Origin of the sequence: Streptomyces sp. NPDC001980 (assembly GCF_040296885.1) — a bacterium.
Classification (GTDB): domain Bacteria; phylum Actinomycetota; class Actinomycetes; order Streptomycetales; family Streptomycetaceae; genus Streptomyces.
This window is the reverse complement of sequence record NZ_JBEOYD010000028.1, coordinates 113,321-131,128: the sequence shown is the minus strand read 5'-3', so window position 1 is coordinate 131,128 and position 17,808 is coordinate 113,321. Positions and strand designations below refer to the sequence as shown.

The following is a 17,808-nucleotide window of genomic DNA, read 5'->3' as shown; positions in this document are numbered from 1 at the left end:
AGGGCGCTGCCGTCCTGCTTCACCCAGGACACGGCGTCCTTGGCGTACGGGATGAAGGTCAGGTCCGTGGTGGTGGTGTTGTTCGGGCCACGCGAGGAACGGGCGAAGTCCACACAGCCGGTGTTGCCGTCCAGAGCCGTGTTCAGCGCGGTGATGCCGGCGCCGGAGCCGTCGGGGCGGGTGATCGTGCAGCTGCCGGTCGACTTGGTCGTGATCGGGCTGGTGCCCGTGGCGTTCCAGGAGGCGATGACCTTGCCGTTGCTGTTCGTGATCGCGTTGCCCAGGGCGTTCATGACGTCCTGGGTCGTGTCGGAACCGACACCGGCCAGCTGACGGTAGTCGGTGGCCGAGTCGGGGTCGGCGTAGGCAGCGGGGGCGGCCAGGGCACCCAGGCCCAGGGCAACCGCACCGACAGCGGCACCGATACGCACACGGGACTTGACGTTCACTTGAGTTCCCCTCCCTGGATATGAGTCGAGGCCGCCCTGCGCGCCGAGAACCGCAGCATGATCGGACCCGCGAGGGCCGCCACCCCGCCCGCGACGAGGACACCGAGCAGTACCCAGCGGATCAGTCCGAGCACCTCCGACGGGGTGTAGCCGCCGGACTGGGCGACGTTCTGCTTGGCCGGGTCGGTCTCGCTCGGGGCGGTGGAGGGCTGGGCGGTGTCCGACGCGTCGGCGCCGGTCGCAGCGCCCGACGTCCCGGCGGAGCCGCCGCCGGTGCCGCCGGCCCCGCTTCCGCCCGCCGCGCCGCCACTGCCGGTGCCGCTCAGGTCGTCGCCGCCTCCGGACGTGCCGGTGGACGACTCGTCGGCGTCCGGCGCGCCCTTCTCCAGCTTGTCGGCAGCCTGCTCCGCCTGCGTGCGCATGGCATCGGGCAACGGGGCGTAGCCGTAGGGCAGCTCACCCTTCGCGGTGCCCTGGGTCTGGCCCGGCCCGGCCGCGTACCGCATCACCTTGGCGTAGTCCTGCCGGGCGTCCTTGGCCTGGTCGAGCGAGGCGGCGGCGTAGACCACGGCGGTCAGCGGATAGGCGCCGTCCTTCATCTTCCCGGGGTCGGGCGCCTTGACGCCGGCCACGTCCGAGTCGGGCATTTCGGCGACGGCCTTGAGCAGGGAGGCGCTGGTCGGCGTGACGTAATCGCCGTCGGCGTTCGCCAAGGCGGCGGCGCCCAGTTGGTAACGCACCGCGGACGCGTTGTCGACAATGCCGTACTGACGCTGCCTCGTCGGAATCGGACGGCCCAGCGGCGTCAATTTCGCTATGTTGTCGACGACGACGCAGTCATATGCGGTGCCGATGTCACCACGGCGTACCTTCAGTGCCCCATCGTGCATATCGTTGACATAAGGAACCACGTCCAGACCGTTGTACGTGGTGGTGACGGAACTGCCGCCCCCGCAGTCCGGCGTTCTGGGCGCGATGTCCGCCTTGGGGAAGAAGTCCAGGGAATCCGAGACCACTCCGTCCTCGTAAGAGGGGTTGACCTTCATTCCCCAGGGATCGGCTTTCCCCTCGATGAACTCTCTCGCGTCGGTGTTCGCCAGAATGTATTTCCACACCATGTTGGCGGAGTCGGTGTTGGCCAGAGTCACGGCCAGGCCCAACGGGGCGTTGCCGGCCGCCTGACCCGCGAGATCGGGATTGAGCTGAAGGAATTCAGGATCCTTGACGAGGGAATCCGGGTTGCCGGAGAGGTAATCGGGCACCTTGTTGGCCGGCTTGACCACGCTGAAGGGGTAGGACTGCGTGAGCACCTTGGCCAGCAGTCTCTGGTTGAGCTTGAGCTTCGTCAGCGGTCGAGTGCCGCCCGCCGCGTCGTACATCCAGACAAAACCGATCGTCAGCCCGGTGACCGCAACAGGCGCGTGTACCACCTGGGCCACCCCAGCGACCGGTTCGACGGGATCCACCGTCATGGCGAGCCCCGCCAGCGCGTCACCCGAGGTCACGGCGTCCCGAGCCTGCTGCTCACCGGACTGGGTGAAGTTGAACCGGTAGGTCCCGGTCTTGCACAGCGCGCTCTGCCATGACGTGATGGCGTCGGTGGCCAGTTCGGAACCCATGATCCCGCGCTCGGGCTTGTCCGCGTCGCAGTTGTCCGTGACCGGCGCGAAGCCGAGCCGGAACACGATGCGCTGGTCCCAGTTCGACTGGCTGATCGAGGAAGTGACCTGGGCGCCCCCGGTGTGTGTCTGCCCGTTGGGGTCGTGGGTACCGCGGGGCACCACCACCAGCCAGCACGGCTGGATCTCGCCGGCCGAAGTGGTGCGGGCGCCGCAGCCCAGTGCCGGTTGTTCCACGGCCGACTTCAGCTCGAACGAGATGTCACCGCCGCCGTCCCCGTCGTTCGGCATGAACGGGTCGGCGTTGGTGTCCCCGTCGGTGAAGTACGTGGTGTCGGTGGGGCCCGTGGTGGGGTCCCCCTGCCCCCCGACCGGCCGGAACGGCACGTAGTGGGTGCCGTTCTTGTCGACCGAGGTCGAGGAATCGGATTCCAGCGGGTCATGGCCCGAGGTGTCGCCCTGGTACACGGCCCGGCCGTCCCCGTTCTGCCCACCTGCCGCCAGCCCGAACTCGCACTGCGTTCGGTCCGGTCCGGACTCCGCGTCCCCCCAGCACTGCATGATCGACAGGAAGTTCGTCTCGACATTGCTGGACGGCTCCCCGCCCGTCCACGTCACCTGCACCGCCTGGCCGGACAGGTTCTCCGTCTGATGCACCGTGACCTTGAGACCGGAGAAGTCGTCGCCGTACACCCCCTTCGCCCCGCTCTTGGTCACCGCGGAACTCTCCGTGGTGGCCGCCTGCGCCTGATCCGCCCCCCTGGGCAGCGGCAGCACCGCCAGCACCAGCGCGGACAGCAGGCAGCCCACTCCCGCGGTCACCCGGCGGCGGCCGGGAGACATCCGTAGCGTCAGCCGGCTTCTCATCACAGCTCCCCCTTACGACGGCGCGAACGTCCGGCGAGCAGCCGCGCGGTGAGTGGTGGCCCGACGACCACCGCGACGAGCAGGACGGCGGAGAGGGCCATCAGGGCGCCGCGCATCCCGAGGCTGTTGTCGGAGGCGAGGGCGACGGGGTTGGCGGCCACGTTCGTGTCGCCGGTGTTCGCTCCGTCGCCGCTGACCGCCTCGCCGGTGTCGGGGTCGATGCTGGCCCCCGAGGTACCGCCGGCGGCGGCGCCGGCGGTGGAGTCGGGCGTTCCGTCACCGTTGGTGTCCGTACCACCGGTACCGCTGCCTCCCGTGGCGGAGGAACCGCCGGTCGACGAGCCGCCGGTCGACGAGCCGGAACCGCCCGAGGAGCTACCGCCGGTCGCGCCCTGCTTCACCGGGGTGTCGGTGCCCGCGGCACCCGCCGTGCCGGTGGTGCACTGCGTCGGCCCCTTCTTGTCGCAGGACTTGGGGTACGGGGCGTTCTTGATCAGGGTGTTGACCCCGCCGGAGAAGGTGGGGTTGCGGCAGGTGTTGATGTTGATGCTGCTGGTGGGTGCGCCGGGGACCTTGCGGAGTTGGTCGAAGCCCGCCTGGACGAGGTTCTTCGGCAGCGGCGAGTAACCCAGGTCGTCCGCCTGCTGCTGGCCGTCGCACAGGAAGTAACGGCCGAACGTGCCCAGCGAGTTGCCCTTGGCCGTCGTGAAGCCGGACTCCACCTTCGTCGGCAGGATCATGTAGCTGTAGCTGGACAGCGGGTAGGTGCGGGCGTCGGCGTTCGTGTAGACGCCGTCGAGGATCTGGGTGAGGTAGTTGACCGACGCCTTGTTCTCGTTGATCTGGGCCTTGGTCAGCGCCACCGCGACGCTCGCGGCGGTCGGCTCGACGTAGTAGCCGTCCTTGTTGAGCACCTTGGCCACCGGGAAGCCGGTGTTCTTGGCGTAGGAGTACTCGACGTAGGTGATGGCGCCCTCGCCGGAGGGCTGGCGGACATGGCCGGAGACGCCGAGCGAGCCGGACTTGGCGATCATCGTGGAGCCGCTGAGCAGCGGGTAGTTGGAGGTCATGCCGCAGTTGCCGCTGCCGCGGCCGGTGCGGGAGCAGTAGTCGGCCCACAGGGAGCCGTACTGCTTCGACATCCACATCGTGAACTGGGCGCTGGTGCCGGAGCCGTCGGAGCGGACGACCGGGACGATCGCGCGGGCCGGCATGTTCAAGCCGGGGTTGTCCGCGGCGATCGCGGGGTCGTTCCAGCGGGTGATCTTCCCGGTGAAGATCTTGGTGACGACGTCCCCGGACAGCCGGAGGTTGGTCACCATCTTGCCGTTGATCTTGAGGTTGTACATGAACGCCGTACCGCCGGCCACGATCGGCATGTAGGCGTAGCCGCGGCTCGGCGGCGTGTCCGTGACGCCCTGTTCCTTGAGGCCGTAGGGGATCTCCGAGACCGCGAAGTCGACGGTGTTGTTCTTGAACTGCTCACGGCCCTGGGAGGAGCCGTTGGCCGTGAAGTTGACCGTCATGCCGTAGTTGGCCTTGACGTTGCGGACCCACTGCTGGACGGCGTTGGAGCTCCAGGTCGAACCGGAGCCGGTGATCTTGGCGTAGGAGGCGGCTGCGGCGGGGGGCGTCTGGACAGCCAGCAAGGCACACAGCAGTGACAGCACGGTGGCCGCCAGACGGAAACGAGTGGCGGGTTTCACGACGAACTCCCGTTTTCGGTACGGACGGTGGAGTGCGGGGCGGAGTCATGGGCCGGGGCCTCGGCCGGGACAGGTACCGGGGCCTGGGCCTGGGCCTGGGCCGGGGAACGCTCGGCGAATCGACGCGCGTCACGCCGGGACGCGAGGACGCGCCGGTGTTCCTGGCGGCGCGTGAGGTGGCCGGGGCCGCGGCCGCCGAGGATGCGGGCGGCGACGAACAGCATCAGCACCAGCGCCATGAGCAGGGCCGCCGTACCGAAACCGCGCGAGATCATGTTCGGCTCGGGCGACTTGACGAACTCGAAGGTGACCAGCGGCAGGGAGACCATCGGGTCGTGGAACGGGTTGAGGTTGAGTTCGTTGGTGAAGCCGGCGGTCAGCAGGACCGGGGAGGTCTCGCCGATGCCGCGCGCGGTGCCGAGGATCACGGCGGTCGTCAGACCCGAGCGGCAGGTCGGCAGGACCACGTGCCAGACCGTGCGCCAGCGGCTCGTCCCCATCGCGTAGCTGGCCTCGCGCAGGGTGCCGGGGACCAGCCGGATGACGACGTCGGCGGCCCTGATGATGATCGGCAGCATCATCACCGAGAGGGCGAGACCGGCGGCGAGACCGGACTGGTCGAGGCCGAGGCCGAGGATCACGGTCGCGTAGATGAACAGACCGGCGACGACCGACGGCAACGCTGTCATCGCCTCGACGATGGTGCGCACGAACCGGGCGTAGGCGCCGGGCACCTCGTTGAGGAACACCGCGCAGACCAGCCCGGCCGGCACGGTGATCAGCAGCGCGATGGTGATCATGATCAGGGTGCCGGCCGCCGCGTGCAGGGCGCCGCCCACGCTGAGCGGCTGCAGCGGGCCGGCCAGCTCCATGCTCTGCGTGAAGAAGTTCAGGTGCACGAGCGCCTTGCGGCCCTGGATGAGCGCGTAGCAGACGACGAACGCGAGGATCACCACGAGCAGCAGACCCATCGACCGGACGATCGCCGCCGCGATCCGGTCGACGATCGCCGGCCCGTCCTCGTCGAAGGAGACCAGCAGGGCGTACATCAGCAGGAAGAGGACGTACGCGATGACGACGAAGCCGACGACGCCGTTGAACGGCAGCAGCCAGTGGAACAGCAGCCAGGTGATCGACAGCGCGGCGGTGGCGGCACCGACCATGGCGTACACGTCGGTGGCGTGCAGCTGCGTCAGGGCGCGGCGGCGCTCACCGGCCGGGTCGGCACCGCGGGCCGGGCCCGGCAGCGTGGTGCCCGGGCGTCCGGTCGCCCGACGCGCGCCGGGCGCTTCAGGGGCAACGGTCATGGTCGCTCATTCCTGTGTGGCGTAAGGGACTGCGGGCGCCGTGGGGGGTTGGCGATACCGGGAAGGAAGGGCTCATCACGCGTCGCTGGTCGCGCCCGAGCGGGAGCGGGCGACGATGGACGAGGCGGCGAAGTTGACGATCAGCGTCATGACGAACAGCGAGAAACCGGCCGCCATCAGCGCGGACATGCTGAACTCGCTGGCCTCGCCGTACCGCAGGGCGATCAGCGAGGAGACCGAGCTGGTACCGGACTGCAGGATGTGCCACTGGACCTGGAAGGTCACCGAGATGATCATGAAGACGGCGATCGTCTCGCCCAGCGCGCGGCCGAGCCCGAGCATCGTGCCGCCGATCATCCCGCCGCGCCCGAAGGGCAGCACCACGCTGCGGATCATGCCCCAGCGGGTGGCGCCGAGCGCGTAGGCGCCCTCGCGCTCGCCGGCGGGCGCCTGCGAGAAGACCTCGCGCATGATCGAGCAGATGATGGGCGCGATCATCATGCCGACGACGAGACCCGCGATGAACGTCGAGGAGGTGTAGATGCTCTCGGGCGCGAGCGGGTCGCTGGGGTCGGCGCCCTGCACGTCGAAGACGGGGATCCAGCCGAAGTAGGTGGAGATCCAGCGGGCGATCGGCAGGACCTTGTCCTGGAGGAAGAAGACGCCCCACAGGCCGTAGACCACGGACGGCACGGCGGCCATCAGGTCGACGACGCTGATCAGCGTCCGGCGCAGCCGCGGCGAGGCGTACTCGGAGATGTACAGCGCGGCGCCGGTGGCCAGCGGCACGGCCACGGACACCGCGACGGTCGCGATCAGGATGGTCCCGACGATGACGGCGGCGATGCCGAACTTCCCGCTGCCGGGCTCCCATTCGGCGGTGGTCAGGAACGACCAGCCGGCCTTGTCCAGCGCCAGCCAGGCCCGGTAGAGCAGGAAGCCGCCGACGAGCAGCATCACGGCCAGCACGAGACCGCCGCCGGAGCGCAGCACCGCGCGGAACACCCGGTCGGGCAGCCCGGGATCGGCGTACAGGCGTCTCCGTACGTCGGGGTCTCCGGCGTCGGTGGAGCCGACGCCCGCGATCACGGGCTGCGGCTGTCTGGTTCTTCTCAGCGAAGGCACGGTCCCGACACTCCGTGTCATCGGTTGACATGCACATCCTGAGGTGTGAACTACGGGTTCCCTAAGGGCAACATCGGTCCCCGCCGCACAGGCATGCCTCACCCCCAACCAGGGCCTCTTCAGACCCGGTTGACGTGCGGATCAGCCCTGGCTCACTCGCCCCATAACTCGGGCCCGGCATATACCAGTTCGGCGATCGTCGCGCGGAACCTGTCGTAGGAGGCCCGGCAGGTCGCATGCCGCTCGTACGTCCGCGCCGAGCCGGCCAGATGGCGGCCGGAGTCGTCCCAGACCACCCACACCCAGCCGCCGCCGTCGGAGCCGTGCTGCACCCCTCCCCCGGTACGGGAGTGCAGCGCGCACATGCGGTGGAACGCGGCACGACATCGGGCATGCGTGTCGTGCGAGGTGAGCGACACCGCCACCGATCTCCCGTTCGGCGCCACCAGACGCCAGCCGAACCTGCCCTGCCCGTCGATGTCCACCTGGCATCTCATGCCCGCTGCCCCGGCGGCAGGTCTTGCCGCCCTATCGGACCGCTCCATGTCCCCACCCCCGCCGCCCAATAGGTAAGTAAAATCCGCAGGTACGGCACTCTGGGGCGGCAGCAGCAATCTACTGAGACACGGGTGACGGCGCCCGGACAAAACTGACTGCCGAGGCCACGCTTCATGTAGAGGTATCCCCTAGGTAACCCGTAGGCAAGACACGGAGAAAGCGCTACCACCCGGACCGGGACAACGTTGCCAATTGGGGTGGCCGTCGACGCCCGGCGGCACAACGGGCGTCCGCTTGCGGGCACTTCGGCTCCGAGCTCCCCCGCACGGGCCGGAAGTCGGCCCACGGCGTGCGAGGTCGGTCCGGCTCCCCTCAGCCCGCGACCCGCAACAGGAGCTTGCCCGTGCTCGTCCGGCCGCCCATCAGGCGGTGCGCCTCCGACGCCTCCTCCAGGGCGAACTCGGCCGTGACCGGGAGGGTCACCGTGCCGTCCGCCGCCTTCGCGAAGGCCCGGGCGGACAGCTCGCGCAGCACGTCCGGCGCCGTCTGGGCCAGCGTCAGGATGGAGAAACCGGCGACCGACAGGCCCCGCGGATACAGCTCCGGCTGGCCCGCCGTCCAGGCCGGTTCGCCGCTCGCGTTGCCGTAGGAGACCAGGCGGCCGAAGTGGGCCAGGGACGACAGGCTCGCGCGCAGCGTCCTGCCGCCGACGGGGTCGAGGGCCAGGTCGACGCCCCGGCCGCCGGTGGCCTCCCGGACCGGCTCCTCGAAGTCGCCGACGAAGACCTCGTCGTAGCCGTGGTCCCGCGCGTACGCCGCCTTCGCCGCGCTCGACACCACGCCGTACACCGCGGCCGCGCCCGCCGCCTTCGCCAGTTGCCCGGCCGCCGTGCCGACCCCGCCCGCCGCGCCCTGCACGAGGACGGTCTCGCCGGGCTGGAGGCGGCCGACGGAGTGGACGAGGGCGTACGCCGTCGGCAGGACGGACGGGAGCGAGGCGCCGGTGCGCAGGTCCGCCCCCGCCGGCAGCGGGAAGACGGTCGCCGCCTCCGTCACGACCACGTCCGCGTAGGCGCCGCCCTGCGTCAGCGCGGCCACCTCCTGGCCGACGGCCAGGTCCGTGACGCCGGCACCGAGGGCCCTGACCCGGCCGGAGACCTCCAGTCCCGGACGGAACGGCAGGCCCGGCACGCGGTAGCCCTCCGAACGTGCCTTGAGGTCGACGAAGTTCACGCCCGCGTACGCCACGTCGATGCTCACCTCACCGGGGCCCGGCTCGGGGACCGCCACCTCGACGGCCTTCAGGACCTCCGGACCGCCGCATTCCTGGAACTCGACCGCACGCACGGCACACACCCCTCGACAAGTGTTCAACACGAATCGAACACTCGGGAGTGTATGGTTTCCATCGAACACTCGGCAAGTGGAACACGGCGACGAGGAGGACGGCATGGCCGGCACGAGCCACCGGGCCGCCCCCGAGCACACCCACCCCGACGAGGTGCCGGTCCTCACCGCGCTCGCCGCCCTCGCCGACCCCGTACGCCTCACGCTCGTCAGGGAGCTGGCAGCCAGCGCCGACTGGTCCCGCAGCTGCGGCAGCTTCGACGTACCCGTCGGCAAGGCCGCCCTCAGCCACCACTTCTCCGTACTCCGGGCGGCCGGTCTCGTCGAACAGCGGGACGAGGGTCCGCGCCGCGTCAACCGCCTGCGGCGACCGGAGTTCGAGACCCGCTTCCCGGGACTGCTCGACCTGGCCCTGCGGCCGTAGCCGCGCCTCCTGGGCGGACTTCGTCGCGCACGCGGCGGAGACAGGGCACTGAGCGCGGGCTCCGTTCCCGAGTGATCCGCCTGCTCGTCATGGCCCTGGCGGCGGCACAGGCCTGGCCCGCCAGGCGGGTCGACCAGCCATCACGTAGTCGCGGTACTCGTCCTGGGCCACACCGGCGTTGACCCACCTTTCGCGTACGGCTCCGGTGGCACCTTCGGCGGCCGCGAGGACGGCGAGAGGGTCGCCGCGAGTCGCGACGACGAGAATCTCGCTCAGCAAGCCCGCGAGAACACCTACCGCGCCTGGATCACCTTGCGCGCCGAGGCCGTGAACCGGGCCTGCGGACGGACCCTTCTGGCATGGTCTACCGCTGATCGAACCGGCGTCGGGTCTCGTCGTCGGCCGGCAGGAATGTCTCCAGATGCAGCCCTTCCAAGGCGGCATCGGTGGCGGTGCTGAGGGTGGCGGAGGTGCTGAAGAATCGGAGCGGTTTGCCGTCGACGTCGATTTCGAGGGTGATCACCGGCCCCGTGAGGGTGGTGGAGACATCGGGTTCACCGAGGTATCCGGCGATCTCCGCGGCAAGCTCGTGGTGGCGCTGATCATGGGTGCGCTCGGCACGGTGACTCACCTGCTGCAGCAGATGGCCGCCCCACTCCGGGAGATTGCCGATCCGGCGGACCAGCCCGTCCGGATGGAGGCAGACCCGGACCACATTGATCGGCGGCTCCAGCAACTCCGGCGCGCAACCGGTCAGCAGCTGATCAACGGCGGCGTTGGCGTCGACGATGTCCCAGTGATCGTCCAACAGCAGTGCGGGGTACGGCAGATGGGCGTCGAGGAGTCGGCGCAGACCGTCCATCACTACCGCGATCGATGCGTCGTCCCATCGGTGATCCTGATAACGCGGTGCGTAGCCGGCGGCCAGCAGGAGTCGGTTGCGATCCCGCAGCGGCACATCCAGGTTGTCGGAGAGATGCATGAGCATCTCTGGCGTCGGGTGCGCCTTGCCGGTCTCCACCCGGCTGAGGTGCCGGGTGGAGACCCGGGATCGGTTGGACAACTCCTGCTGGCTGAACCGGCGTCGTTCACGCCAGGTCCGCAACAGCGCACCGACCGGCGGGGCATCTACTGCAACGCTCATGCCCATGAGCCTAGGGGGCCGTATCCGGGTGGCCATGACTTGTGAGGTCATGGATCTGCCGGCCGGGCCCGGGCCAGGATTCTGGCAGCCGATCAAAACGAACGGGAGAAAATGATCATGAAGGCTGTCGTTCAGCAGTACCTGGCCACCTGGAACGCGACCGGCGACGAGCGGGCGACGTTGCTCTCCCAGCACTGGTCGCCCGAGGCGACCTACACCGATCCGCTGGCCGAGGTCTCGGGCCACGACGGGATCACGGCGGTCGTCGACGGCGTCCAGGCGCAGTTTCCCGGGTTCGTGTTCACCCAGGTCGGTGAGGCCGACGCCCACCATCGCCAGGTGCGATTCCGCTGGGGCCTGGGCCCGGAGGGAGCCGAGCCGCTGGTGATCGGATTCGACGTCCTGGTACTGGACGAGTCAGGCCGGATCCAGGACGTACACGGTTTCCTGGACAAGGTGCCGGCATGACGGCGCCTCGCGCGTACGCGATCGCTCACCTGAAGGATGTCGAGACCGGCCCGGAGACCTGTCGCCGGACCACCAGGCGATCCTGCCGCCCCGCACCGAGCGCTCAACCTCGGTGATCGCACTGGTCGAGGGGGTCCCCGACGGCCATCGCGCCATCGACAGGATGCCGCAGCCGTTCCCACATCAGGACGCCCCGGCCAGGTAGGGGGCCAGAGCTCGTGGAGTCTGTGATCGGGCGATCCGCAGGGGAGCCCATGCGCGACTGCTGGTTACTGTGCGTGTCTACCGGGCACGGGCTCGGGGGGGTCTTCTGTGTGGCGGCGTCCGGATCGATGCCTCGGCTCCGTAGCCGCGCGCGGACACGCTCCCACCGCTCAGCGGGAAGCTCCCACCCGATCACAGACTCCGACGACGTACTGGACCCCGTTGAGGTGTCCGCAGTCGGCCCCGGCGGCGTCCATGGAGAGGGTGTTCCACCGGACCACCGCGTTCAGCACCATGCCCAGTGCCCCCGGCTGGTCCTGTCCGAACTTGGCATGCTGACCGCCTGGGGAGGATCGGCGGCCTCCCGGGCGGGTCGCCGGGCCAGCTCTTGCAAGGGTGCCCGATGGTGGACCCGCCGGATCTCAGCGGTCAGCTCAGCAACATGATCCGAACCTCGAACAGGCCCTAGGATCTCCCGATCATGGACGTGATGACGGGGAACGAGATGGTCGCCATCCCACCGGGGCAGGTGACACTGTCGGACCGGCGGACACAACGCAGTTGGTCGGTCGAGCTCGCGCCCTACCAGCTCGCGGCATGCCCGGTCACCCAGGCGTTGTACGCACAGGTCACAGGCCGTCGGCCGAGCACCGCCCAGGGGGACCGGCTGCCCGTCGAGTCCGTCTCCTGGTGGGACGCGGCGCGGTTCTGCAACGCTCTGTCCCAGCGCGACGGATTCACGCCCGCGTACCACCTCCCCACCGACGGCGACGGCGCCGAGTGGGATGTGTCCGCCGACGGGTACCGGCTGCCGACCGAAGCCGAGTGGGAGCACGCCTGCCGTGCCGGTACGGCAGGACCGCGTTACGGGGAGCTCGACGACATCGCCTGGTACCGCGGCAACTCGCACGAGCGCATCCATGACGTGGGCGGGAAACACCCCAACGCGTGGGGGCTGTACGACATGCTCGGCAACGTCTGGGACTGGTGCTGGGACGTCTACGACGCCGAGGTCTACGGCACCTACCGGGTGCTCCGTGGTGGTGGCTGGTTCGATGAGCACTGGAGTTGCCGGGCCTCCGCGCGGCGCCGCAGCCACCCGGCCTTCCAGGTCGACGACGTCGGATTCCGTATCGCGCGCTCCGTCGTGTGACGACCGGTACGCGTCCGCCCTCAGAGGCATGCCCTCGATCGACAGCACCGGGACCGTACCCCTCTCCGCACACCGTGCAGATTTCTGGACTTGCCGGTCCATTTTCCTGGGCGCACAGTGGGCCGCGTCCGACGGGGAAGCGAGTGACACGGAGGGTTGATCATGACCATGCGACTGACCGGCAGGACCGCGCTGGTGACCGGTGCGACCAGCAACATCGGGCGGGCGATCGCGGAGGCGTTCGCCGTCGAGGGGGCGCATGTCATCGTCTCGGGGCGCAGTGGCGCGCGTGGGGCGGAGGTGGTCGAGGGGATCCGGGCCCGGGGCGGTCGTGCCGACTTCGTGCGGGCCGACCTGGACGGCAGCGCCGCCGCTTCGCGGACGCTGGCCGAGGAGGCGACGCGGGTTCTGGGCGGTCGTATCGACGTGCTCGTCAACAACGCGGGCATCTACCCCGGCGACGCGACCACCGCCACCGACGAGAAGACCTTCGACCAGGTCTACGCGGTCAACGTCAAGGCCCCGTTCTTCCTGACCGCGGCCGTCGCACCCGCGATGGCGGAGGCCGGTGGCGGGGCGATCGTCAACCTGGGGTCCTGGATCGCGCGGCTGGGCATCCCCGTCGGCGCGCTGTACAGCTCCACCAAGGGGGCGATGGAGACGCTGACCCGGGCCTGGGCGGCGGAGTTCGGGCCGCGGGGGGTGCGGGTGAACGCGATCTCGCCGGGTGTGGTGCCGGCGGCGGACGCCGGGGACGTCAAGGTCGCCGAGGTCATGATGAAGGGGACGCCGGCGGGCCGGATGGGCACCCCGGAGGAGATCGCGAGCGCGGCGGTCTACCTGGCCGCCGACGAGTCGTCGTTCGTGCACGGGATCGTGCTCGACGTGGACGGCGGCCGCACGACCGCTGCGGTCATCGCGGCCTAGGGGCCGTCTCTTTGGTCAGCGTCGGGTCCGGATGAGGATGCCGGCGAGGTGAAGTGCGGCCTGGTAGGCGATGGCGAGCTTGTCGCGACCGGCCACGTGCTTCTCCACCCCGGGTTCCACCCGTGGGTCCAGGCGTCGCGGGCCCTGTGACAGCAGGCTTGGGGGCATGACAACGACCGAGTGGATCACCGACATCGCTCTCATCCTCGTCGTCTTCCGGCAGTTGCGGGAAGGCCGGCTCGACCTCAAGACCTTCCTGATCCCGCTGGGGATCGTGGCCTACGTGGCCCACACGTACCTGGACTCCGTTCCCACCGGGGGCAACGACCTGATGCTGGTCGGAGCGCTCATGGGCGCGGGCGCCGTCCTCGGCATAGCCGGCGGCGTCTACACCCGGGTCAGGACCGCGGGCGAGCACACCCTGATCAAGGCGGGCGCGGTCTCCGCGATCCTGTGGGTGCTCGGCATGGGTGCCCGGATGGGCTTCCAGCTGTGGACCGAGCACGGCGGCGGCGCCGACGACGTCGCCCGGTTCAGCCTCGCCCACCACATCACCAGCGACCAGGCATGGGTGGCGGCCTTCGTCCTGATGGCGCTCACCGAGGTCGTCACCCGGCTGGCCACGATCTTCGTCCGTAGCCGGATGCTGACCGCTGGGCAGCCCGCCCCCGCCGCGAACCGTGTTGCGGTCCGACCGTGAGTTATGGTCTGGCCGTGCCCACCGCCGAGACCGCCTCCTCCCCCGGAAAGGTCCCGCCCCCATCGGCCGCGCCCCGGCCGATCCCGGGCCGGGACCCCCGGGCGCAGTGGGCCCTGACCGTGGCGGTCATCGTCAGTGGGGCCCTGACGATCCGGCCGATGGGCGTCAGCGGGCGGGGGCTGGTGGTCGCGGTCCTGTTCGTACTGAACTGTGCGGCGCTGCTGGCCCGGGGCCTGCCCCCGGGCAAGGTCCCGCCGCGTGCCGCCGTCGTCTGGCTGTCGCTGGGCATCCTCGCGGCGGCCGCGCTGATCGGCGCCGGCCGCAGCGGAACGGGTTACCTCTTCGCCTTCTTCCTCTCCGGTCACATCGGATACCGGCTGCCGACCAAACCGGCCCTCGTCCTGGCACTGGCCTGCAGCCTGCTCTGCGGCGGCGTCCTGTACTTCGAAGTCGGACCCGGTCACCACCTGCTGCCCTGGGCCGTCGGTCTCACCACCGGCGCACCGGTCCTGATCGGGATACTCAACCGCGTCCAGCACCAGGCCGTGGACGCCGCGCTGTCGGCGGCCGAGAGCGCGGAGCGCGCCGCCCGGGCCGAGGCGCAGGCCGCCGTGCTCACCGAACGCGGCCGGATCGCCCGGGACGTGCACGACGTCCTGGCGCACACGCTGGCCGGGATCAACATGCAGCTGGAACTGGCCGACGCGCTGCTCGACACCGGCGACCTGGAGAAGGTCAGGGCGGTCAACGACAAGGCCCACAGCCTCGTCAAGGAGAGCCTGAAGCAGGCGCAGTGGACCGTCCACGCGCTCCGCGAGGACTCGCTGCCGCTGGTGGAGACCCTCACCGCGATGCTCGAGTCGTCCGGCCACCACGACGCCCTGACCGTCCGCGGCACCCCCGTGGAGGTACCGGCCCGGGTGACCCAGAATCTGCTGCGGATCGCCCAGGAATCCCTGACCAACGCCGCGCGGCACGCCCCGGGCGGTGAGGTGCGGGTGGAGCTGGCCTTCGCGGCTTCCTCGACGGCTCTGACGATCCGCAACGGGCGCGCCACCCGTACGGTGAACGCGGGGGTCGGCAGCGGAATGGGGCTGATCGGAATGCGCGAACGCGTCGCCCTGCTGGGTGGCACCCTCACCGCGGGACCGGTCACCGAGGGACCGGACCAAGGCGGCTGGCAAGTGGAGGCAGTGATCCCGCGATGAGTGAACCCACCGAGAGCTCCCGGCCGTTGCGCGTGGTCGTCGCCGACGACCAGGCCGCCATCCGCGAACCGCTCGCCGCGGTGCTGGGTCTGGCCGAGGACATCGACGTCGTCGCGGCGGCCGCGGACGGCAACGGCGTACTGGACGCGGTCGCCGCCGGTCCGGTGGACGTCGTGCTGATGGACCTGCGCATGCCCGTGCTCGACGGAATCGAGACCACCCGCAGGCTGAGCGACGAACACCCCGAGGTGGCCGTCGTCGTGCTCACCACGTTCGCCGACGACGACTCGATCCTGGCAGCCCTCAGCGCGGGCGCCCGCGGCTATCTGACGAAGAACGCCGGACGCCAGGACATCGTCCGCGCGATCCGCGCCGCCGCCGCGGGCCAGTCCGTCCTGGACCGCGAGGTCCAGGATCGGCTGCTGGCCACCGTCCGCGCCAGGCCGACGGCGTCCGGACAGCAGCTGCCCGCGGATCTCACGCCCCGCGAACGCGAAGTACTCACCCTGATCGGCCAGGGTCTGCCCAACCGCGCGATCGCAGAGAAGCTCTTCGTGAGCGAGGCGACCGTCAAGACGCACATCAACAACCTCTTCGCCAAGGCCGACATCCGGGACCGGGCCGACGCCGTGCGCCGCGCCATCGCGGCCGGCCTGGCCTGACCTCTCGGCCCCGCTGGGCGGCCTCACAGCAAGTGGCGGCCGCAGTCCACGTCGAGCGTCTGGCCGGTGGCGAAACGGCTTCAAGAGTCCGACGGTGGTCGGCCCACCGTCGGCCCCGGACCGGATCGGCCGGCATGAGCGGCTCGATCCGGGCCCACATCGCATCAGTGATCACTAACCGGACAGGCACATCCGATCAACTGACCAACCCATCAAGGAGACACGCTCCAGCCGCCCCGGCGGGCTCCAGGTCGCGTCGCAGGTCCGCGATCCCCTGGTCGAGGGCGGCCCGCAGGTGGGCGGACCGTCCCGTCGACAGGAGGATGGACACACCGCCCTGGATCGCGGCGAGCAGGGCGGCGGCCCGTGCGTCGACGTCCACGTCGGTCTCGGGGCCGCTGTTCGCGCGCACCGCCCGGATCCCCGCCGCCAGGCTCTCCTGCCACTGCCGCATCAGCTCGACCACGATCGCCCGCGCGCCCGGCGTCGACCGCCCGACCTGGAGGAACAGCGACCCGAGCGGACAGGTGTCGCCCTGCGCCTCGTAGCGGGCGATCACCACGTCCCGCCACCGCTGCCAGTCCTCCCAGGAGTCGAGGCGGCCGAGGTACGGCTGCTGGTCCTCCAGCACCTGCTCCGCCTCGAACCGCGCGACGGCGAGCAGCAGTTCGTCCTTGCCGTCCGGGAAGTAGTGGAAGAGCTGGCTCTTGCTGGTGCTGGTCCGCGCCATGATGTCGTCCAGCGTCACCGTGCCGACGCCCCGCTCCCGCAGCACCTCGGCGGCCCCCTCGACGATCCGGTGCCGGGTCGCCTTCCCCTTGGCCGTCAGTTCCTTGCGCCGCATCGCCCGACCTCCGCACAGTGGACCGAGCAGTCCATTCTAGGGGCTCAGCCGGCGAAGAGGGCGCTGGCCAGGGCCACGCTGACGACGGTGCCGCCGATGATGCTCAGCAGGGCGTTGCGGCGCCACAGGTGCAGTCCGACGGTGACCGCGAGCGCGGCGAGGGGCGCGGTGACGCGGGACTGGGTCAGCGGCAGGTCGCGCAGGCAGTAGACGAAGAGGATCACCATCACACCGGCGGGCATCCGCGCGCCGAGGTAGCGGACGGTCCTGCTGGCCCGCAGCGAGGCCAGGACGGTGAAGGGCAGCGCGCGCAGCGCCCAGGTGACGGCGGCCGAGACGGCGACGGCCAGCAGCAGGTAACGGGTGTCAGGCACGGGACGGCTCCTCCTTGCGGCTCCGGATCAGCAGCGCGGCGGTGAACAGGGTGAACGCGGCCGGCAGCAGCTGACCGGGGAGAACCAGCCGTGCCACCAGGGCGCTGAGCAGCGCCAGGACCGGGGTGGGCAGGTCGTCGCGGCGCTCCCGGACGGCGTCCAGGGCGAGTACGGCGAACAGGGCGGTCATCGCGAAGTCCAGCCCGGCGACGGCGTCGGGCACCACCGAGCCGAGCAGGGCGCCGACGGTGGCGCCGCCGACCCAGTACGACTGCATGAAGAGCTGCAGCCACAGGATGCGGGCGCCGGACCAGGACCGGGCCCGCTCACCGGCGGTCAGCGCGTACGCCTCGTCGGTCAGCGCGAACGTGCTGTACGCCTTGCCGAGCCGCCCCCGCACGCGGTCGAGCGGGAAGGACAGCGCGTAGAACACGTGCCGGACGTTGACCAGGAGGGCGGTCAGCGCGACCGTCGCCAGGGGGGTGACCGCGACGGCCAGGCCCACCAGCAGGAACTCGAACGAGCCGGCGTAGATGACGGCGGTGAACAGGCTCGCGCACCACCAGGGCAGGCCCGCGTGGGTGATGAGCACCCCGAAGGCGAGGCCCAGCGGGAGCAGACCGAGGCCCACGGAGGCGGAGTCCTTCAGGGCGGCGAGGGCATCCGGCCGGGGACCGGTGGCCGCCGGGGGCGGAGACGGGGAGGTGGCGGGGACGGGGCGGGGAGGATCGCCCGCGGCGACCGTAACCGTACGCATGCTGAAATTTTAGGAGGATTGTCGC

The 17,808-nt window shown here is 70.3% G+C and carries 17 protein-coding genes and 2 pseudogenes; 7 read left to right on the top strand and 12 right to left on the bottom strand.

Features of this window, described 5'->3' with window-relative positions; translation table 11 throughout:
• The 7 genes and pseudogenes from ABT137_RS34575 to ABT137_RS34545 all read right to left on the bottom strand — a co-directional run.
• Positions 1 to 449: pseudogene (locus tag ABT137_RS34575) on the bottom strand (hypothetical protein); the annotation flags it as partial.
• Complete coding sequence (locus tag ABT137_RS34570) at positions 446 to 2,935, bottom strand: hypothetical protein (RefSeq protein ID WP_351715065.1); 2,490 nt, start codon at positions 2,933 to 2,935, stop codon at positions 446 to 448. The pseudogene ABT137_RS34575 and the gene ABT137_RS34570, both read right to left, overlap by 4 nt.
• Positions 2,935 to 4,641, bottom strand: a complete 1,707-nt coding sequence (gene pstS, locus ABT137_RS34565) for a phosphate ABC transporter substrate-binding protein PstS (protein WP_351715064.1) — start codon at positions 4,639 to 4,641, stop codon at positions 2,935 to 2,937. Before pstS ends, ABT137_RS34570 begins: the two co-directional genes overlap by 1 nt.
• A complete protein-coding gene (gene pstA, locus ABT137_RS34560; protein WP_351715063.1) occupies positions 4,638 to 5,948 on the bottom strand; it encodes a phosphate ABC transporter permease PstA in 1,311 nt (436 codons plus the stop codon). Before pstA ends, pstS begins: the two co-directional genes overlap by 4 nt.
• Positions 5,949 to 6,023: 75 nt before the next feature.
• A complete protein-coding gene (pstC, locus tag ABT137_RS34555) occupies positions 6,024 to 7,073 on the bottom strand; it encodes a phosphate ABC transporter permease subunit PstC (protein ID WP_351715062.1) in 1,050 nt (349 codons plus the stop codon).
• A 152-nt stretch (positions 7,074 to 7,225) separates the two neighbouring features.
• Positions 7,226 to 7,570, bottom strand: coding sequence for a hypothetical protein (locus tag ABT137_RS34550; RefSeq protein ID WP_351715061.1), 345 nt, complete (start codon positions 7,568 to 7,570; stop codon positions 7,226 to 7,228).
• A 373-nt stretch (positions 7,571 to 7,943) separates the two neighbouring features.
• Positions 7,944 to 8,918, bottom strand: coding sequence for a quinone oxidoreductase family protein (locus tag ABT137_RS34545; protein WP_351715060.1), 975 nt, complete (start codon positions 8,916 to 8,918; stop codon positions 7,944 to 7,946).
• 103 nt (positions 8,919 to 9,021) lie between these two features.
• On the opposite strand from ABT137_RS34545, the gene ABT137_RS34540 reads away from it, so the two are divergent.
• On the top strand, positions 9,022 to 9,342 hold the full coding sequence (locus tag ABT137_RS34540) for an ArsR/SmtB family transcription factor (RefSeq protein ID WP_351715090.1): 321 nt from the start codon (positions 9,022 to 9,024) through the stop codon (positions 9,340 to 9,342).
• A 364-nt stretch (positions 9,343 to 9,706) separates the two neighbouring features.
• On the opposite strand, the gene ABT137_RS34535 is transcribed toward ABT137_RS34540, so the two are convergent.
• Positions 9,707 to 10,486, bottom strand: coding sequence for a helix-turn-helix domain-containing protein (locus ABT137_RS34535; RefSeq protein WP_351715059.1), 780 nt, complete (start codon positions 10,484 to 10,486; stop codon positions 9,707 to 9,709).
• Between the two features lie 117 nt (positions 10,487 to 10,603).
• Between ABT137_RS34535 and ABT137_RS34530 the strand changes: the two genes are divergently transcribed.
• From ABT137_RS34530 to ABT137_RS34505, 6 genes are all read left to right on the top strand, one after another.
• On the top strand, positions 10,604 to 10,954 hold the full coding sequence (locus ABT137_RS34530; RefSeq protein WP_351715058.1) for a nuclear transport factor 2 family protein: 351 nt from the start codon (positions 10,604 to 10,606) through the stop codon (positions 10,952 to 10,954).
• A gap of 685 nt (positions 10,955 to 11,639) precedes the next feature.
• Positions 11,640 to 12,311 (top strand): formylglycine-generating enzyme family protein, encoded by a 672-nt coding sequence (locus ABT137_RS34525; protein ID WP_351715057.1) that lies wholly within the window; start codon positions 11,640 to 11,642, stop codon positions 12,309 to 12,311.
• Positions 12,312 to 12,473: 162 nt separating this feature from the next.
• The gene (locus ABT137_RS34520) at positions 12,474 to 13,238 is read left to right on the top strand and encodes an SDR family NAD(P)-dependent oxidoreductase (RefSeq protein WP_351715056.1); all 765 of its coding nucleotides are present in this window, start codon (positions 12,474 to 12,476) and stop codon (positions 13,236 to 13,238) included.
• Positions 13,239 to 13,404: 166 nt separating this feature from the next.
• The gene (locus ABT137_RS34515; protein WP_351715055.1) at positions 13,405 to 13,938 is read left to right on the top strand and encodes a hypothetical protein; all 534 of its coding nucleotides are present in this window, start codon (positions 13,405 to 13,407) and stop codon (positions 13,936 to 13,938) included.
• Positions 13,939 to 14,096: 158 nt separating this feature from the next.
• Positions 14,097 to 15,146, top strand: a complete 1,050-nt coding sequence (locus ABT137_RS34510) for a sensor histidine kinase (RefSeq protein ID WP_351715089.1) — start codon at positions 14,097 to 14,099, stop codon at positions 15,144 to 15,146.
• A complete protein-coding gene (locus ABT137_RS34505; protein ID WP_351715054.1) occupies positions 15,143 to 15,808 on the top strand; it encodes a response regulator in 666 nt (221 codons plus the stop codon). The genes ABT137_RS34510 and ABT137_RS34505 overlap by 4 nt, the downstream gene beginning before the upstream one ends.
• Positions 15,809 to 15,878: 70 nt before the next feature.
• Here the strand turns inward: ABT137_RS34505 and ABT137_RS34500 are convergent.
• The 4 genes and pseudogenes from ABT137_RS34500 to ABT137_RS34485 form a co-directional block, all read right to left on the bottom strand.
• Positions 15,879 to 15,998: pseudogene (locus tag ABT137_RS34500) on the bottom strand (IS5/IS1182 family transposase); the annotation flags it as partial.
• A 6-nt stretch (positions 15,999 to 16,004) separates the two neighbouring features.
• Positions 16,005 to 16,652 (bottom strand): TetR/AcrR family transcriptional regulator, encoded by a 648-nt coding sequence (locus ABT137_RS34495; RefSeq protein ID WP_351715053.1) that lies wholly within the window; start codon positions 16,650 to 16,652, stop codon positions 16,005 to 16,007.
• Positions 16,653 to 16,696: 44 nt separating this feature from the next.
• The gene (locus ABT137_RS34490) at positions 16,697 to 17,026 is read right to left on the bottom strand and encodes a branched-chain amino acid transporter permease (RefSeq protein ID WP_351715052.1); all 330 of its coding nucleotides are present in this window, start codon (positions 17,024 to 17,026) and stop codon (positions 16,697 to 16,699) included.
• Positions 17,019 to 17,657: an AzlC family ABC transporter permease gene (locus tag ABT137_RS34485; protein ID WP_351715088.1), complete on the bottom strand. Its 639-nt coding sequence runs from the start codon at positions 17,655 to 17,657 to the stop codon at positions 17,019 to 17,021. Before ABT137_RS34485 ends, ABT137_RS34490 begins: the two co-directional genes overlap by 8 nt.
• Positions 17,658 to 17,808: the final 151 nt, after the last annotated feature.

Excerpts from the sequence above, each read along its gene's own strand:
- ABT137_RS34570 (WP_351715065.1), bottom strand. The coding sequence starts at position 2,935 with ATGAGAAGCCGGCTGACGCTACGGATGTCTCCCGGCCGCCGCCGGGTG.
- pstA (WP_351715063.1), bottom strand. The coding sequence starts at position 5,948 with ATGACCGTTGCCCCTGAAGCGCCCGGCGCGCGTCGGGCGACCGGACGC.
- ABT137_RS34550 (WP_351715061.1), bottom strand. The coding sequence starts at position 7,570 with ATGAGATGCCAGGTGGACATCGACGGGCAGGGCAGGTTCGGCTGGCGT.
- ABT137_RS34540 (WP_351715090.1), top strand. The coding sequence starts at position 9,022 with ATGGCCGGCACGAGCCACCGGGCCGCCCCCGAGCACACCCACCCCGAC.
- ABT137_RS34535 (WP_351715059.1), bottom strand. The coding sequence starts at position 10,486 with ATGAGCGTTGCAGTAGATGCCCCGCCGGTCGGTGCGCTGTTGCGGACC.
- ABT137_RS34530 (WP_351715058.1), top strand. The coding sequence starts at position 10,604 with ATGAAGGCTGTCGTTCAGCAGTACCTGGCCACCTGGAACGCGACCGGC.
- ABT137_RS34525 (WP_351715057.1), top strand. The coding sequence starts at position 11,640 with ATGGACGTGATGACGGGGAACGAGATGGTCGCCATCCCACCGGGGCAG.
- ABT137_RS34520 (WP_351715056.1), top strand. The coding sequence starts at position 12,474 with ATGACCATGCGACTGACCGGCAGGACCGCGCTGGTGACCGGTGCGACC.
- ABT137_RS34515 (WP_351715055.1), top strand. The coding sequence starts at position 13,405 with ATGACAACGACCGAGTGGATCACCGACATCGCTCTCATCCTCGTCGTC.
- ABT137_RS34510 (WP_351715089.1), top strand. The coding sequence starts at position 14,097 with ATGGGCGTCAGCGGGCGGGGGCTGGTGGTCGCGGTCCTGTTCGTACTG.
- ABT137_RS34505 (WP_351715054.1), top strand. The coding sequence starts at position 15,143 with ATGAGTGAACCCACCGAGAGCTCCCGGCCGTTGCGCGTGGTCGTCGCC.
- ABT137_RS34495 (WP_351715053.1), bottom strand. The coding sequence starts at position 16,652 with ATGCGGCGCAAGGAACTGACGGCCAAGGGGAAGGCGACCCGGCACCGG.